This window comes from Parasphingorhabdus litoris DSM 22379, from assembly GCF_020906275.1.
GTDB classification, from domain to species: Bacteria; Pseudomonadota; Alphaproteobacteria; order Sphingomonadales; family Sphingomonadaceae; genus Parasphingorhabdus; species Parasphingorhabdus litoris.
Genome location: NZ_CP086727.1, coordinates 3,343,437 through 3,358,528, shown reverse-complemented (window position 1 = coordinate 3,358,528; position 15,092 = coordinate 3,343,437). Strand labels below are relative to the sequence as shown.

Below are 15,092 nucleotides of genomic sequence, written 5' to 3'. Positions count from 1 at the left end.
GCAGCAGTAGGGCTATTTTCCGTCGGCTTTCCATTGGCGAACTGTGTCGCCATCGCTTAGATACGCGCTCCCCGCCGCGACAATAGTCTCACCAGACTTCAAACCGGATATCACCGCGACATCTCGGCCAACGCCTTTGCCGAGTTTGACTTCGCGTTTGGCTATTGTACGCTTGCCCGGTTTGACAACCCAGACATAGCGCTTCTCTCCTTCAGCTATGATCGAGGCTAGCGGCACTGACAGGCGCTGTGTGCTGGCCACAGCAAAATCGGGCTCTTCAGTTTTGAAAAATAGCGTTGCGGTCATTCCTGTCAGCACAACCAGATCTCTTGGCGCCTTGAACTTAAAACGTCCCTCAAAAGTTTGGGTATTCTGATCCGCTTGACCAGTTGCCTCAGAAAAAACAGCCGGGAAGCGTCTTCCAGGCGCGGCATCCAACTCCACAAAGGTGTCGAAATAGCGTACTCGCTCAGAATTGAGTACAAAGCTAGCCGGGACGTTGACAATTGCCTCTACGGCGCTGCTTTGCAGTGTAACAACGGTCTGTTGTGCCCCTACATTCTGAAACTGCTCCACATATGTGCGGCCGATAAAGCCGCTAAATGGCGCCCTGATAACAGTATCATTCAACGCTTTGCGGGCATCATCCAGTGATGCTTGCGCTACCTGCCGCTGCGCTAGCCGGCTCTCTACGACGCTTTGCGAAATTGCATTTTGTGCGATTAGTCTTTTGGCACGTTGATATTCACTATCTGCATTTCGGAACTGCGCTTCCGCCTGAGAAACAGCATTTCGGAAAGTGCGGCTATCAAGCGAGGCAATGATCTGGCCTTTGGAAAATTCGTTACCACCAGCTGCATTCCAGGTTACAATTCGCCCACCAACCTGAAAAGCCAGATCCGTGGAACGGGAAGATCGAATTACTGCCGGCAGACTTTGGGAAGACTGATTCAAGCCTTCAGCAAGTTTTAGAAGCTTTACGGGTTTTGGCTGATTGTCGAGATTTTCTTCTGTCCCATCAACGCAAGCCGAGAGAGCGAGGAACAGCAAGGCAGAGACATGAAATTTCAAGGTTAATCTGGGCATTAGGAGAAGTCCTTGTAGTTTGATAGACAGTGTGAACTGAACTCCCCCCCCCGGAACAGATCACGAGAAACTTATTTACAATTATTGTTTTTTTCTCCGCCAATCATTTTGAGTTGTTGAGAGTTTCCAAGATAAAATCTGTGAATTGATCCGCGAGTTTTTCACGTAAAGACGGCGTAATCGCGAGCCGGGCGATCATACCGTTGTGGAAATAGCTGATTTTGCGCGCCGCATCGAGCGGATCAAGCGTTGGAGATATGTGGCCACTTGGAATTGCATTTGATAGCCCTTCCATCAATGCGATACCAGCCTTGCGTTCCGTTTCTTTCAGCAAATTGGCAACCTCATCGCTTCGCGTAGCCTCGCTGATAATTTCCTGCATTAGACGAACGCCTTCTATGTGATTATCATCCGCAAAATTGGAATGCATATAGCGGCGGAGAGCCTTTGCCTCATACATTGTCGCATTCATTGCCTGTATTTTGAGCAGGTCGATTTCCAGATTATACTCGATCAGCGCATGGATCATGCTCTCCTTGCTCTCGAAATACTGATAAATATTGGCGACACTGACACCGGCTTGATTGGCGATCTGCGAGATTGACGCACCATCAAAGCCATTATCTATGAAACAATGCCTTGCACCATAGAGGATTTGCATCCTGCGCTGCTCACGAGCTTTGATATTAACCGGGCGTCCGCGCTCTGATTGGCGAGTGGTTTGACTCAACATAATATTTACATAAGTGATCACTCACTCATATAGCAAGGGAAAATTTCAATAACCCATACATGATCCTAAAATCATGAAATATATGGAATTTTTAGAAAATCTGCGTAATCGACACAGTCTAACCACTGAAGAAAATTGAGAATCGCGTCCTGAATCAATTGTACCGGCTGATGATTTGTTTTCCAGATCTAAGATTAATATCTCTACTTTCGGAACATTACAAATCTATCGATAATGGCTGCTAAGCCCGACGCACAGTTTCTCGTTGCATTTTGCCTTTGGGAAGTTTTGCGATGATGGTACCATCATCCGGGTGAGGTAATTTGAGATACAGATGAATTTAGTCAGCAATGTTCTTTTGTGTCTGGCTTTGGCATTGACAGCGGCCAATTCTGCATTGGCAGCGGCGCCATCCTCATCCGATCGGGATCAAAACCAAAGCAGCACGGAGCAGCCACAGCAGCCAGCGCAAAATCCCAAAGAGGAAAACCTGGATCCGTCTTATGAAGAGCGTTGGAAAAGAAACCAGAAGGAATTGGGCGATCGTCATCCGTTCACGATCAGTAGCCTCGAAAGCTATGCCAACGCATTGAGATGGGCCAATCGCCTGCAAGAGGCAGAGCCCCTCCTTGCCCAAGTGGTGCGTCTTAGAAAAGAAGTCACGGGACCAAGAAAGGCCATTACGGCCTCGGCTGTGGTCACGCACGCAATGGTATTGGCCAATTTGGGTCATAGCACCAAAGCAATTCCACTATTTGCCGAAGCATGGAATATCAGTCATGAAGCGGCGGGTGAGAGCGACTTTTCAACATTGAATAACCTGCATCTCTATATCTACACCCTTTCAGCCGTGGGGCGCTATAGAGAAGCGGCGCCTTTGCAGGCAGAATTGTGGCGCCTTCATCGCGAAAAATTTGGAGAAGATAGCCGGGAAGCGTTATCGAGCATGGGGGAATATGCCAGGATTTTAAATGCTGCGGGCAGATTGGGTGAAGCTGCTCCACTATACGAAAAATCCTGGCGCAATGCGAATGCCACACTGGGTCCCGACCATCCTGAAACAATGACCCGCTTGAACAACCATGCTTTGTTTTTGAGTAAAATTGGCCAGTCACTGGAGGCCGAAAAATATATGAGCGAGGTACTTCAAGCCATGCGCCGGAAATGGGGCGAAAAGCACGAAGCAAAAATCAATGCCCTTGGTAATTACGCCGCAATTTTAATAGAGCTGGGGCGTATTGAAGAGGCAGGGCTGATCATCGCTGAGGCGTCAGATCTGTCCAGAGAGATATTGGGTGACATGCATGATTTGACTCTGACTAGTCTGAACAGTCAGGCGTTGAATCTGAACAGACTGGGACGCACTGAGGCGGCTGAGAAGATTATGGCCGAAGTTCTCCAATCCAGAAAAAAGACGTTGGGGGAGAAGCATCCAGAAACCATCAATGCCATGGATGGCTACGCGCCTATTCTCGCGGATTTGCAACGCCAGCAGGAAGCTGTGACGCTTCAACGCGAAGCATTGCGCCTGAGCTATGAGTCCTTGGGCGAAAAACATCCCGACACCGTTCGCATCTTGAACAATTATGCCAGCCTGATGGGAAAAATGGGGCGTTCTGAAGAAGTATTATCTTTACGCACAAAAGCGTTGAAAATCGGCCGAGAGGTGTTCGGACCGGCCAGTCCAAGGATCTGGTTTTTGGAATTGCAACAATCACGAGACATGTTGAGACGGCCGGGCCGCAGTCATCTCGCCATAGAGCCCGCTCGCCTGGCCGTGTCATCCATACAAAAAACTCTTGAGGCCGCAGGATTGAACCCTGCTGCTGAGGCGCAGGCTGATCGCAATGCGCCCAGTGAAGCAGACTATTTCAAGACATTTGCTGACGCGGCATGGGCATCCCGGCCTGACCGGGCATCCCAGGCTTCATCCAATGATCGAGCGCGACAGGATGCTGAACTGGGGGCGGACGTTTTTGAAGCACTGCAAAATATATTTCGCGGTTCGGCCAATAAGGCGGTTGCCCTGGCTGCGGCCAGAAAAATATCGGAAAGCAGGAGCAAGGCGCTTGCCGAGCTGGCTATTCAACGCGAGCAGCTATCGAACCAATGGGTAGCCGCAGATCAAGAACTTGTGTCCTCTTTGGCAAATATAGACCCTGACAGCGAAGCACGGCGAACCAATTTGCGCGATACCAAAGCGGTGATTTTGTCAGAGATGGAGATTATTGATGCGCGTCTTCGCAAAGAAGTACCTGAATATTTCAATTTCATCCGTCCACAACCACTAAGCCTCGCTGAAGCTAAAGCGTTAGTCGGTAAGGAAGATGCTGCGCTGCTGGTCGTACCAAGCGAGTTTGGCACCCATATCATGGCGGTTACAGACGAAGGGCTCGCATGGCGTCGTTCGGATTGGACAGCCAAGGAAATTCAACAAGCCGTGCAGCGGCTCTTGTGGGATGTGGGGGCCAATGTTGAAGTGAGCCCTGTCGATGCCGCCAAATGGGGGGACGAAGGGGAAGGAGCTTATCCTTTTGACCGACATACGGCCCATATGCTGTACAATCAGATAATCGCGCCGGTTGCCAAACATCTTGATGGAAAAAGGCATCTTTACATTGCCGCAAGTGGATCATTATCCAGTATGCCGTTCGGAATGCTGGTATCCAGTCCTCCAAGCGGTTCTGACGGTGATCCCGACGTTTTGAGAGCAACAAGCTGGTTCGCCGACGACCATGCGCTTGTACAAATTCCGTCTTTACAATCGCTATCTCTGTTCCGGAAAATCAATAACCAGCATATCAAGCAAAGGCATGACATTGAATTTCAAGGTTTTGGTGATCCCTTGCTCAACGGCAAGGCAGCCGGCAGGGCGCAAAGAAATCTGCGGCAATGGAGCCGGACAGGGTCGGCCCTTGTCAATACCGAGGATCTCAGAAAACTGGCCCGCCTGCCCGGAACGGCACGCGAAATCAATGCGCTGGGTGATGCATTTGGCGCAAGCCCCAAGGCTATTTTCCTCGGTGAACGCGCGACCGAACGCAATATCCGGACAATCAACCTGGCCGATACCCGCATATTGGCATTGGCAACGCATGGTCTTGTTGCCGGAGAGGTCAGGGGAGCGAATGAACCCGGCTTGGTGTTCACGCCGCCGCAAATTGCGGATGAAGATGATAACGGTCTACTCACCGCATCGGAGATAACCGGACTGACATTAAACGCGGAATGGGTGATCTTGTCTGCGTGCAATACAGCGACGGGCGATGGAAGTGAAGGCGCGCCGGGTTTGTCGGGATTGGCTCGCTCCTTTTTTTATGCAGGCGCAAGAAATTTACTGGCGTCTCATTGGCCGGTTCGTGACGCGGTTGCGCCAAAAATCTCGGTGCGAACAGTAGAGATTTTTCGTGATAATCCAGAGCTTACCAGAGCGGAAGCGTTTCAACAGGCTATCCGCGAAGTTCGCAATGACAGAACAGCGGACAGCGAAACCGACACTTGGGCGCATCCCAATGCATGGGCCCCTTTCTCGCTTATTGGAGACCGCTAGTTCATGGTCATCAATCTGGGTCGGCGATAATCAGCGTAACTTTTCTTGTATCAGCTAGCTGCCCAAATGCCGTCGCTGAGATTTCTCTCAAACTCCATAACCTTTGAACAATGATCGATTTTTTGACTGGATTGGACGGTAGTCAATCGGATAAATAATTCAGGGGGTTTACAAAGGAGCCAATATACCAAAATGCTATCAAAGCATCGAATTGAAAAAGCGAAATTCGTCAAATGGCGCACCCGAGAGGATTCGAACCTCTGGCCTCTGCCTTCGGAGGGCAGCGCTCTATCCAGCTGAGCTACGGGTGCCGGGTATCAGATACCGACAGAGCGCTTAGCAGCGCGCAGGCCGCTTTGCCAATCCTAATTTTGCGGGAACAAAGCTATTTTAGCTTTCGTTCTTTTCTGCCTTTTCGCGTTTGGTCTTGGTGATCTCTTGAAATTTCCCAAGACCGCATGCTGCGCGGGTATCAAGGCGGCCAGCGGTGTTATCCAGCACCCGAATGATATCGACATTGCACAGCCGGTTGGTGGACGTGCGATAGGAAAAGGCTTCTTCAAAGGCGAGGCCGCTGCATTTGTTGGGCAGATTGTTGCGATAAATGTCGCCGTTGCGCATTTTGAAATCGATCGTCTGGTTATCAATCACATCGGTGGAGCGGATCTGTGATCGGTTGATACAGCTTTTCGGCTCGCCGACTTTCTCGATAACAAATTTGTCGTCTTTCGACCGCTTCTCACCAGCATAAGCGGCTCCAGCGACGGTTAGGGCGGCACCGATAAGGGCCGGAACTAATAGTTTCATAAGATCTCTCCTAATATTCAAAATGACCCATCGCCAAAAATCTACGCCTGTCTGGATTTCTAAAAGCTGAACGATGATCCGAGCCATTGGCGGGGCAGGGCGTTTGTATCAGAGGGCGTTTGTATCAGGGTGCCGGCGTCTTCTTTTTGAAACGGCACAGGTCGACAACCGGACAGCGCCAGCATTCCGGCTTACGCGCCTTGCAGATATAACGGCCATGCAGGATCAGCCAGTGATGAGCATGGACGCGGAAGGGTGAAGGCGTTTGCTTGTCGAGTTTTTTCTCTACCGCCAGCGGGGTTTTGCCAGGGGCCAGGCCGGTGCGGTTGCCGACCCGGAAAATATGGGTGTCGACGGCAAAGGTTTCCGCCCCAAAGGCGCAGTTCATAACGACATTGGCGGTCTTGCGACCGACGCCGGGCAGTTTTGTGAGCTCGTCGCGATCAGCCGGTACCTCACCGCCATAATCAGCAATCAGCATCTCCGACAGCGCGATGACATTCTTGGCCTTGTTATTATAGAGCCCAATCGTCTTGATATGCTCTTTCAGGCCTTCGAGGCCGAGATCAACCATCTGCTGGGGCGTGGTAACCTGCTCAAACAATAGCCGTGTGGCCTTGTTGACACCAATATCGGTCGACTGGGCGGACAGGGCCACCGCAACGACCAGCTGATAGGTATTGCCGAAGTTCAGCTCCGTCTCGGGCGCTGGATTGTCGGCTGCCAGCCGCGAGTAAAATTCGAAAATATCGGCTTTCTTCATGGCGCGTCCGGCGTCTCCGCTGACGGCTCTTCAGAGCCCATATTGGCGGCCTTCCACTCCATCGCATTACGCACGCGTTTCTCGACCGACGGATGGGTGTAGAAGATCATCTCTTGCGCCGGATGCGGGCGCGCATAACGATATTCCGCGGTTTTTAAGAGTGCACTGGCGAGCGCATCAGGAAGCTTGGCATGTTCAAGAGAATAGGCATCCGCCTCGCGCTCGCCGATGCGTGTCATCGCATTGGTGATCGGCTGAGTCAGCAGCGAGAAAAGCGAGACAATGAAGATCAGCACCGGCAGGCCGCGCGGATCGCTAATCTCCGCATCGCTACCGAACAGTTTCGCGAAACGTGGATAGAGCCGGTCGGCGAGAAAAAAGAGCGCGATGGCGAGGAGCGGGAAGATAATCACATAGCGCCAGATATGACCGAGCACATAATGGCCGATTTCATGGCCGGTGACGGCTTTCACTTCGTCCAGAGATGCCGAGGTGAGGGCCACGTCAGAAATAGCGATGCGCGCCGAGCCACCAATGCCGGAAACATTGGCGGTGAAATTTTCCGATTGGCGCGAACCATCATAGACAAAGATGCGATCCTCCGAAATGCCAGCCTCTTGTGCCATAGCCACCAGCGCGACCTTCACTTCGCCATCAGGCAGCGGTTTATATTCGTTGAACAACGGCTCAATCAATACCGGCCCCAATAGCAGCAAGGCCAATATGGTTGCCGCCGCCAGACCGCCGGACCAGACCCACCAGCGCCGACCGGTTTTGCGGATCAGGGCATAGATGCCAAGGAAGAACAGGCCGCCAAAAATAGCGGACATGACGAGCGAAATGCCGCCCTGCATCAGGAAATCGCCTAGCGGCTGGCTCGACAGGTCATAGGCATGTTGCCGGAAATGGTCGGTGTAGAGCGTCCACGGCAGCGTCAATATCGTCGAGACAAGGAAAAAGACCGCGCAGATGATCCAGGTACGGACGACAAAGCCGCGCGCCGATAACTTACCGGCCAGCCGGTCAAGCAGGCCGGAACGGATGATGATCCAGGTAACGAGCGCAGAGACGAGCAGGCCCCAAAGCAGCAACCAGTGATTGCCGATCGTATAGTCTGCGGCCTTGGCCAGCGCATCTGCGCCGAGGCCATCAATATAGGCACTGGTCGCCGCCTCCGGGTTAAATGTGGTCATTATTCTCTCCCTCTTAGCCGCCGTTCAGGGCTGTGCTTTTATCAATCCAGTCCAAGCATGTCAGTCATGTCATAGCGGCCGGCTGGCTGTCCGCGGAGCCACTGCGCTGCCTTGATCGCGCCGCGTGCAAAAATCATCCGGTTTTCCGCGCGGTGGCCCAGTTCGATGCGTTCTTCATCCGCGGCGAATATCACCTGATGATCGCCAGCCACCGATCCGCCGCGCAAGGATGCAAAGCCAATCGCGCCCTTTTGCCGCGCCCCGGTCTGGCCATCACGGCCCCGCTCGCTTTGATCAGCCAGCGTGACATTGCGGCCTTTGGCGGCTGCCTCGCCCAGCAACAAAGCGGTGCCCGACGGCGCATCGACCTTGTGCCGGTGATGCATTTCGACAATTTCAATGTCCCAGTCGTCACCCAGCCGCGTGGCCGCCTCTTTGACCAGCGCCGCCAGCATGTTCACGCCCAGCGAGGTATTGCCGGTCTGCAGCACGGCAATCGCTTGTGCAGCGGCATCGATGGACAGGTGATGCGCCGGTTCAAGGCCAGTGGTGCCGACGAGCACTGGTTTGCCCGCCTCTGCGCAAAGATCCAGTCGCTGGCTGAGGCCATCGGGTGATGAGAAATCAACCAGCACGTCGCTGTGCGCGAGCAATGCGGCAAAATCATCATCCTGATCCACGCCGCCGGCATGGCGCAAATCTTCCTGCTCGCCAATGGCCCCCACAAGGGCATGGCCCATGCGGCCCTGGCTGCCGATAATCCCGATTGATGTCATAACTTCCCACCCCACATTCGTCATGCTGAACTTGTTTCAGCATCTACTTTGCGTCAAAAAGCTGTCTTAGTGGATAAGGGGACCCTGAAACAAGTTCAGGGTGACGACGAGAAGAAATAATGCGCGAAATAAACAATATTGTCATTTTGACCGGTGCGGGGATTAGCGCGGAAAGCGGTGTTGCCACCTTTCGCGGACCCGATGGCCTGTGGGAAGGGCACCGAGTCGAAGATGTCGCAACGCCGGAGGCATTTCAGCGTGACCCGGCGCTGGTCCAGAAATTTTATGACGAGCGGCGTGCCAAGTTGCAGACCGTGCATCCCAATCCGGCGCATAAGGCGCTGGCCAAGCTGGATGCGGAATGGGGCGGCGACTTGTTGTTGGTAACGCAAAATGTCGATGACCTTCATGACCGGGCCGGATCGCAGCGGCTGGTGCATATGCATGGCGAGCTTTTGAGCGGACTATGTCTGGCCTGTGGCGAGCGTTCTGTGGTGACCGAAAGCCTGTCCAGCGGTCCCGCCTGCCCGCATTGTGATCAGATCGCGCTCAGGCCCGATATCGTCTGGTTTGGCGAAATACCCTATCAGATGGAGCGGATTGAGCTGGCCTTGGCGCAATGCGATCTGTTCGTTTCGATCGGAACATCTGGCGCGGTTTATCCGGCCGCAGGGTTTGTCCGATCCGCGGCTCATTATGGTGCGCAGACGTTGGAAATGAATCTGGATCCCTCGGATGGCAGTCTGTATTTTGATGAAAGCCGGATGGGCAAGGCGGGGGAGCTGGTGCCCGCATGGGTTGAGGCTGTGTTGAACGATGGATGACATAGGGGGCTGAAATGAAAGGCCAGTGCCATTGCGGTGCGGTGCAGATTACGGTTCCGGAGCCACCCGAAGAGACATTGCATTGCAATTGTTCCTTGTGCCGGAAAACCGGTTGGCGGGGTGGTTTCTGGAATCCGGATGTGGTGAAAATTGAAGCCGCGCCCGAGATGTTGAATAGTTATGTGCAGGGCGACAAAATGATCACGCTGTGGAATTGCAAGCGCTGCGGGTCGCATACCCATTGGACGCCGCGCACAGCGCCGCCCGATCGCATGGGTATCAATATGCGAATGTTCGATCCGGACGACTGGCAGCATCTGCCGGTCCGCGAAGTGGATGGGGCTAGTCTTTAGGCTTTGCTGTTACCTACGCCCCTAAACATGCAGCGTCACGAACAGGTAGATGATCCATAGCGCTAGAATCACGGTAGTGATCCATGTGGCGATCACGCCAATCTGACGAAAAATTGGAGAACCACCCTTGTGATGCTGGTTCATCCCGAAAATATGCGCCGCGCGGCCGATCAGGAATATAGCGGCCACGGCTGTAATGCCCCAATGCCAGGCACCCGCCAGTTCCAGCACGCCCAGCATGATCAGGAAAAGCGGCGCGTGTTCGGCCAGATTGGCATGGATACGCCGCGCCGTCAGCAGGTCGGGATTGTCACCATCGCCAAAGCCGATCTTATTGGCAAAGCGTATCTTCACGGTGGCATAGGCGGTGTAGATCAGCATGAGCGCGCAAATGGCCGCCGCCAGTCCGGTTACCGGTATCGTCATGATTATTCTCCCCTGTTTCGCGCAATCATTGCGCAATATCGGGAGAAAGGCAATTGGCCGGCCGTCGGTCAGCCTTTGCGCAACGCTCCGCAGCTTTTGCACTCCGGATCTTTGGGCAGGTTTATGCTGCGCATCGAAGGTTTCAGGCCGTCGAACAGTTGCAGTTTGCCGGCCGGATCATCGCCAAAGCCGGTAAGCACCCGGATCGCTTCCATGGCGGCAAAGCTGCCCATCAGACCCACCATCGCACCCAGGACGCCAACTTCCGAACAATTATCGCAATCATCGGGGTCGAGTGCATCGCCGACAAAACAGCGATAGCATGGCTTGTCTTTTTCCCAGCCGCGGAACAGGCCAAGCTGCCCCTGGAACTGACCAATGGCGGCGGATACCAGCGGAACCCGGTGCGCTATGGAATAGTCGGATACCAGAAGCCGGGTTTGGTAATTGTCTGAACCGTCGAGAATGACATCAAACTGCTCAAAAAATGCTGCAGCATCATCTGAGAAATGCTGCGCGGTAAGTCTTTGATTAATAGTGTTTATATTGATATCCGGATTTACCCGTTGCGCGGCACTTTCGGCAACTTCCACCTTCGGCAATCCGATATCCTCAGTAAAAAATAAAACCTGCCGCTGAAGATTTGAAAGCGACACAATATCATCATCAATAATCGTAAGAGAACCAATGCCAGCAGCTGCAAGATACTGAATAGCGGGACAGCCGATACCGCCCGCCCCAACGATCAAAACATGGCCGCCAAGGATTTTCTTCTGACCAATCCCGCCAATATCTCTAAGAACGATATGCCGCGCATATCGATCAAGCTGTTGGTCGGTTAGATCGCTCATTCAGGCCAGCGGAAATGCATCGCTGTTTTATACCACGTGTTTTTGCTGCTGCTCGAAATTGGACCGGCCTTGCTTGCATATTTATTGAGGTGGTTGACCATATAAACTTCAAGTTCGCGGCAACCGCTTTCAACAGGTACAACCTTGGCAAGCTTGCCGTCTGGCGTAACCAAAATTGCGGCTTCGATTCTCGCATGAACCCATTGTTGTGCCGTTGGCAGATTGCATTTTGCCTTTTTTGCGAGACGTTCTGCTGCCAGCTCATGACGTTCCGCATAATGGATTGGTTTGGTAAATCGTGCTGTTTCCAAAACAGCATAGTTGGCAGGCATAGCCGTAGCAATATCGGCATCTTGCGTCGCAGTGCCCGCGATAGCCATAGCAAAAAGAAGGTCAATCATCAGTCGTTCCTTTCCAAAAACATGCAGTTACCAAACTATACACCGGTGGAACCGAAACCACCAGTACCGCGTGCAGTATTATCAAGTATTTCGACTTCCACAAGATTCCCGCGTTGGACTGGGGCGACGACAATCTGCGCAATCCGGTCACCACGTTCGACAACAAAGTCTTCGTCGCCCAAATTGGCAAGGATCACCTTTATCTCTCCGCGATAGTCGCTATCGATCGTTCCAGGGGTATTGAGAACAGATATACCCTTTTTCAAAGCCAAGCCAGAACGCGGCCGCACCTGTACCTCATAGCCTTGCGGTATAGCGAAGGCGAATCCAGTGCCGATCAAGCCTCGCTTGCCGGGGGCGATAGTGGCTGCTTCAGCTGCGCGGACATCCATGCCGGCGGAGCCGCTTGTTTCGTAACTGGGCAAAGGTAAATCGCCGGCACCATCCAGCCGCTTCACGGCTATCTCTATCGGTTCAAACATTAATTCCTCAAATCTCTTCAATGATTTTTTGTACCAGCCTCCGGGCGACTTCAGGTTTGGGAAGTCGTTCCCAAATTTCGGTGCCATTGGCGGTAACAATATGTACGCTATTATCCGAGCCGCCCATCACATCGCCGGATACATCATTGGCAACAATCCAATCGCATCCTTTTTTGGCCAATTTTGCGCGAGCATGCTCTTCGATCTTTTCGGTTTCGGCGGCAAACCCTATCAATAAGCCTGGACGTTTTTCATGCCTTGCAAGGCCCGCCAATATATCCGGATTCTCAACCAATGCGAGAGGAGCAGGTGCATCGCCCTTTTGCTTCTTGATTTTCTGTTCCGCACGCGCGTCTGCGCGCCAGTCGGCGACAGCGGCTACCATGATCGCAATATCCGAGGGCAAGGCGTCGTGCACAGCCGCTTCCATTTCTAAGGCTGTCTCGACATCAACCCGCATCACTCCGGCGGGCGTCGGCAGATGAACCGGCCCAGCCACCAATGTGACCTGTGCGCCTGCTTCAGCTGCAGCAGCGGCAATGGCAAAACCCTGACGCCCGGACGATCGGTTGGCGATATAGCGCACAGGGTCAATCGGCTCGCGCGTCGGGCCAGCGGTTATCAAAACATGTTTGCCGTGGAGCGGACGATGTTGGTCGGGCGCAAAAGCTGGCTGCCCTTCCAGTGGATTATGACCAAGTTCATTTTCGCCGATCAGCGTCGGTGACTCAGTATCTCCACTAAGATGGCGCATGATCTCTTCCATCACCGCTGGTGGTTCGGGCAATCGGCCTGGGCCGAACTCGCCGCAAGCCATATCGCCTTCATCCGGCGGCATTACAATTACGCCATCAGAGCGCAGTTGTTCGATGTTGCGCTGGGTTGCCGGATGGTCCCACATGCGCACGTTCATAGCGGGCACGGCCAGCACCTGCGTATCGGTTGCGAGCAATAAGGTTGTCGCCAAGTCATCGGCAACACCCCCCGCCATTTTGGCCATTAAATTGGCTGTCGCTGGACAGATCACCACCAAATCCGCTTCGCGAGACAATTGAATATGGCCCATTTCCGTCTCGTCTTTCAAAGACCAGAGCGTAGTGTGTACTTCATTCTCGGAAAGCGCTGCCAACGTCATCGGCGTAACAAATTGCCCGCCCGATTCGGTCAAAACACAGCGGACCGTCATGCCCGCTTTACGGATCAGGCGGATTAATTCACTGGCCTTATAGGCGGCGATTCCACCGCCGATAATCAGAAGGATATGTTTGGGTTTTGTCATAGCCAGCTTTGTCCCCACATCCACAGCGCCCCTGCGCCCGCTGATGCGGCTATAACAGCGGTTAAGGCATAACGCCAAAATCCGCCACTATGCCCTGGCTTGCTGCGCTCCCAGATTAGTTCCACATCAGCCACAGGCGGTGGCGGCGGAGCGCCGCCTTGGCGCGGAAGCTGTTGATCGAGCCGCCGCACAATGTCGGGCAGCATCATCAGCGTATCCATGTCAGAATTAATCCGGTCGGCTATGGCCGCTTCCGGCCCCAATTCACCCCGGATCCAGTTTTTCACATAAGGTCCGCTGGCGTCCCACATATTGATGCTGGGATTAAGATCGGTTGCGATCCCTTCGACCATTACCATGGTCTTCTGCAGCAACAGCAAATGCGGCTGGGTTTCCATGTCGAAATCGCGGGTGATGGCGAATAAGCCATCGAGCATATCACCGACCGAAAGCTCGCTCACCGGCTTGCCGCGCATCGGTTCGCCGACGGCGCGTAACGCTGTCGCGAAATCCTCCATGCTATGATGGTCGGGCACATATTGCGCTTCAAAGTGGATTTCCGCGACGCGCTTATAATTGCCGGTGGTCAGACCGTATAAAATCTCCGCGAGCCAGAAACGCGCTTTCTTGTTGATTCGGCCCATGATGCCAAAATCGATGGCAACAATGGTACCATCGGCTTTCACGAACAAATTGCCCTGATGCATATCCGCGTGGAAATAGCCCGCCTCAATCGCCTGTTTCAGGAACGTGTGAACCAGCCGGTTGGCAATATCATTCAAATCATGACCAGCCGCGATCAGATCATCGCGGCGCGAAATTTTTATGCCATCGACCCAATCAAGCGTCAGCACCCGGCCCGATGTCCGGTCCCAGTCTATCTTAGGGATTTCAAACTGCTCGACATTGGCCATATGTTCATCAAGCTCTGAAGCCGATGCAGCTTCGCGGCGGAGATCCAATTCGCGCATGGTCCAGCGGCGGAAATTGGCAATGACCAGCTGTGGACGCAACCGTTTCGCTTCACCGCCCATTGCTTCCAGGTGAGCCGCAGCCCATTCATAGGTTTCAATGTCGGCCGTAAATTTCTTGATAATGCCCGGTCGCAGCACTTTGACCGCGACTTCTTTGCCATCAACGGTGGTCGCCCGGTGAACCTGTGCAATGGAAGCTGCGCCTACCGGTTCAGGATGAATGTGACTATAAAGCTCTTCAATCGGCTTTCCCAAACTGCCTTCTATTTCATCCTGGATCTTATCAAAGGAAACCGGCGGCAGATTATCTTGTAATTGCAGTAGGTCGCGCGCGGCTTCTTCGCCGATAATGTCAGGCCGGGTTGCCAATGTTTGACCCAGTTTGATCGCCGCAGGACCGATAGACTGAAATGCCGCAGAATAATCGGTTGTTTTTGATTGGACAGTGACCAGCCGCGCCAAGCGAAATAGGCGTCGTAGCATCGGTGGCGTAGTCTTGTGCTTTTCTAAGTCCTCCAGCGCTCGATATTTGGCGAGCGTGCGGCCCCATTTGAGCAGGCGGAAGATATGGGTTCTGGATGATGTCATGCTATG

General features: G+C 53.3%; 15 protein-coding genes and 1 tRNA gene. 3 read left to right on the top strand and 13 right to left on the bottom strand.

The annotated features are described in order from the left end of the window. Positions 1–12: 12 nt before the first annotated feature. Positions 13–1,086, bottom strand: a complete 1,074-nt coding sequence (locus BS29_RS16300; protein WP_229954684.1) for an efflux RND transporter periplasmic adaptor subunit — start codon at positions 1,084–1,086, stop codon at positions 13–15. Positions 1,087–1,189: 103 nt separating this feature from the next. Further along, positions 1,190–1,819: a TetR/AcrR family transcriptional regulator gene (locus BS29_RS16295; protein WP_229954683.1), complete on the bottom strand. Its 630-nt coding sequence runs from the start codon at positions 1,817–1,819 to the stop codon at positions 1,190–1,192. Positions 1,820–2,153: 334 nt separating this feature from the next. Between BS29_RS16295 and BS29_RS16290 the strand changes: the two genes are divergently transcribed. Beyond that, a complete protein-coding gene (locus tag BS29_RS16290) occupies positions 2,154–5,369 on the top strand; it encodes a CHAT domain-containing protein (protein WP_229954682.1) in 3,216 nt (1,071 codons plus the stop codon). Between the two features lie 234 nt (positions 5,370–5,603). On the opposite strand, the gene BS29_RS16285 is transcribed toward BS29_RS16290, so the two are convergent. The 5 genes from BS29_RS16285 to dapB form a co-directional block, all read right to left on the bottom strand. Further along, positions 5,604–5,680 (bottom strand) — tRNA-Arg (locus tag BS29_RS16285). Positions 5,681–5,759: 79 nt separating this feature from the next. Next, complete coding sequence (locus BS29_RS16280; protein ID WP_229954681.1) at positions 5,760–6,176, bottom strand: hypothetical protein; 417 nt, start codon at positions 6,174–6,176, stop codon at positions 5,760–5,762. Between the two features lie 124 nt (positions 6,177–6,300). Then, positions 6,301–6,939, bottom strand: a complete 639-nt coding sequence (gene nth / locus BS29_RS16275) for an endonuclease III (protein ID WP_229954680.1) — start codon at positions 6,937–6,939, stop codon at positions 6,301–6,303. Beyond that, entirely contained in the window at positions 6,936–8,132 is a 1,197-nt protein-coding gene (locus BS29_RS16270) for a M48 family metallopeptidase (protein WP_229954679.1), read from the bottom strand. Before BS29_RS16270 ends, nth begins: the two co-directional genes overlap by 4 nt. Positions 8,133–8,173: 41 nt before the next feature. Further along, positions 8,174–8,908, bottom strand: a complete 735-nt coding sequence (gene dapB, locus BS29_RS16265) for a 4-hydroxy-tetrahydrodipicolinate reductase (RefSeq protein WP_229956889.1) — start codon at positions 8,906–8,908, stop codon at positions 8,174–8,176. A 119-nt stretch (positions 8,909–9,027) separates the two neighbouring features. Between dapB and BS29_RS16260 the strand changes: the two genes are divergently transcribed. Further along, entirely contained in the window at positions 9,028–9,732 is a 705-nt protein-coding gene (locus tag BS29_RS16260; protein ID WP_229954678.1) for an NAD-dependent deacylase, read from the top strand. A 14-nt stretch (positions 9,733–9,746) separates the two neighbouring features. After that, positions 9,747–10,085, top strand: a complete 339-nt coding sequence (locus BS29_RS16255; protein WP_229954677.1) for a GFA family protein — start codon at positions 9,747–9,749, stop codon at positions 10,083–10,085. 21 nt (positions 10,086–10,106) lie between these two features. On the opposite strand, the gene BS29_RS16250 is transcribed toward BS29_RS16255, so the two are convergent. From BS29_RS16250 to ubiB, 6 genes are all read right to left on the bottom strand, one after another. Further along, positions 10,107–10,511, bottom strand: a complete 405-nt coding sequence (locus BS29_RS16250; RefSeq protein ID WP_229954676.1) for an MAPEG family protein — start codon at positions 10,509–10,511, stop codon at positions 10,107–10,109. A 68-nt stretch (positions 10,512–10,579) separates the two neighbouring features. Then, complete coding sequence (locus tag BS29_RS16245; RefSeq protein WP_229954675.1) at positions 10,580–11,362, bottom strand: HesA/MoeB/ThiF family protein; 783 nt, start codon at positions 11,360–11,362, stop codon at positions 10,580–10,582. Continuing rightward, entirely contained in the window at positions 11,359–11,763 is a 405-nt protein-coding gene (locus BS29_RS16240; RefSeq protein WP_229954674.1) for a hypothetical protein, read from the bottom strand. Before BS29_RS16240 ends, BS29_RS16245 begins: the two co-directional genes overlap by 4 nt. A gap of 35 nt (positions 11,764–11,798) precedes the next feature. Next, the gene (gene dut, locus BS29_RS16235) at positions 11,799–12,245 is read right to left on the bottom strand and encodes a dUTP diphosphatase (RefSeq protein WP_229954673.1); all 447 of its coding nucleotides are present in this window, start codon (positions 12,243–12,245) and stop codon (positions 11,799–11,801) included. Positions 12,246–12,252: 7 nt separating this feature from the next. Then, positions 12,253–13,524, bottom strand: a complete 1,272-nt coding sequence (locus BS29_RS16230) for a bifunctional phosphopantothenoylcysteine decarboxylase/phosphopantothenate synthase (protein ID WP_229954672.1) — start codon at positions 13,522–13,524, stop codon at positions 12,253–12,255. Further along, on the bottom strand, positions 13,521–15,086 hold the full coding sequence (ubiB, locus tag BS29_RS16225) for a 2-polyprenylphenol 6-hydroxylase (protein WP_229954671.1): 1,566 nt from the start codon (positions 15,084–15,086) through the stop codon (positions 13,521–13,523). The genes BS29_RS16230 and ubiB overlap by 4 nt, the downstream gene beginning before the upstream one ends. Positions 15,087–15,092 lie beyond the last annotated feature (6 nt).

What these genes read in the sequence shown, in the direction of transcription:
- BS29_RS16295 (WP_229954683.1), bottom strand. Translation starts at nt 1,819, where the DNA reads ATGTTGAGTCAAACCACTCGCCAATCAGAGCGCGGACGCCCGGTTAAT.
- BS29_RS16250 (WP_229954676.1), bottom strand. Translation starts at nt 10,511, where the DNA reads ATGACGATACCGGTAACCGGACTGGCGGCGGCCATTTGCGCGCTCATG.
- BS29_RS16290 (WP_229954682.1), top strand. Translation starts at nt 2,154, where the DNA reads ATGAATTTAGTCAGCAATGTTCTTTTGTGTCTGGCTTTGGCATTGACA.
- BS29_RS16245 (WP_229954675.1), bottom strand. Translation starts at nt 11,362, where the DNA reads ATGAGCGATCTAACCGACCAACAGCTTGATCGATATGCGCGGCATATC.
- dapB (WP_229956889.1), bottom strand. Translation starts at nt 8,908, where the DNA reads ATGACATCAATCGGGATTATCGGCAGCCAGGGCCGCATGGGCCATGCC.
- ubiB (WP_229954671.1), bottom strand. Translation starts at nt 15,086, where the DNA reads ATGACATCATCCAGAACCCATATCTTCCGCCTGCTCAAATGGGGCCGC.
- dut (WP_229954673.1), bottom strand. Translation starts at nt 12,245, where the DNA reads ATGTTTGAACCGATAGAGATAGCCGTGAAGCGGCTGGATGGTGCCGGC.
- BS29_RS16240 (WP_229954674.1), bottom strand. Translation starts at nt 11,763, where the DNA reads ATGATTGACCTTCTTTTTGCTATGGCTATCGCGGGCACTGCGACGCAA.
- BS29_RS16260 (WP_229954678.1), top strand. Translation starts at nt 9,028, where the DNA reads ATGCGCGAAATAAACAATATTGTCATTTTGACCGGTGCGGGGATTAGC.
- BS29_RS16300 (WP_229954684.1), bottom strand. Translation starts at nt 1,086, where the DNA reads ATGCCCAGATTAACCTTGAAATTTCATGTCTCTGCCTTGCTGTTCCTC.
- BS29_RS16270 (WP_229954679.1), bottom strand. Translation starts at nt 8,132, where the DNA reads ATGACCACATTTAACCCGGAGGCGGCGACCAGTGCCTATATTGATGGC.
- BS29_RS16230 (WP_229954672.1), bottom strand. Translation starts at nt 13,524, where the DNA reads ATGACAAAACCCAAACATATCCTTCTGATTATCGGCGGTGGAATCGCC.
- BS29_RS16280 (WP_229954681.1), bottom strand. Translation starts at nt 6,176, where the DNA reads ATGAAACTATTAGTTCCGGCCCTTATCGGTGCCGCCCTAACCGTCGCT.
- nth (WP_229954680.1), bottom strand. Translation starts at nt 6,939, where the DNA reads ATGAAGAAAGCCGATATTTTCGAATTTTACTCGCGGCTGGCAGCCGAC.
- BS29_RS16255 (WP_229954677.1), top strand. Translation starts at nt 9,747, where the DNA reads ATGAAAGGCCAGTGCCATTGCGGTGCGGTGCAGATTACGGTTCCGGAG.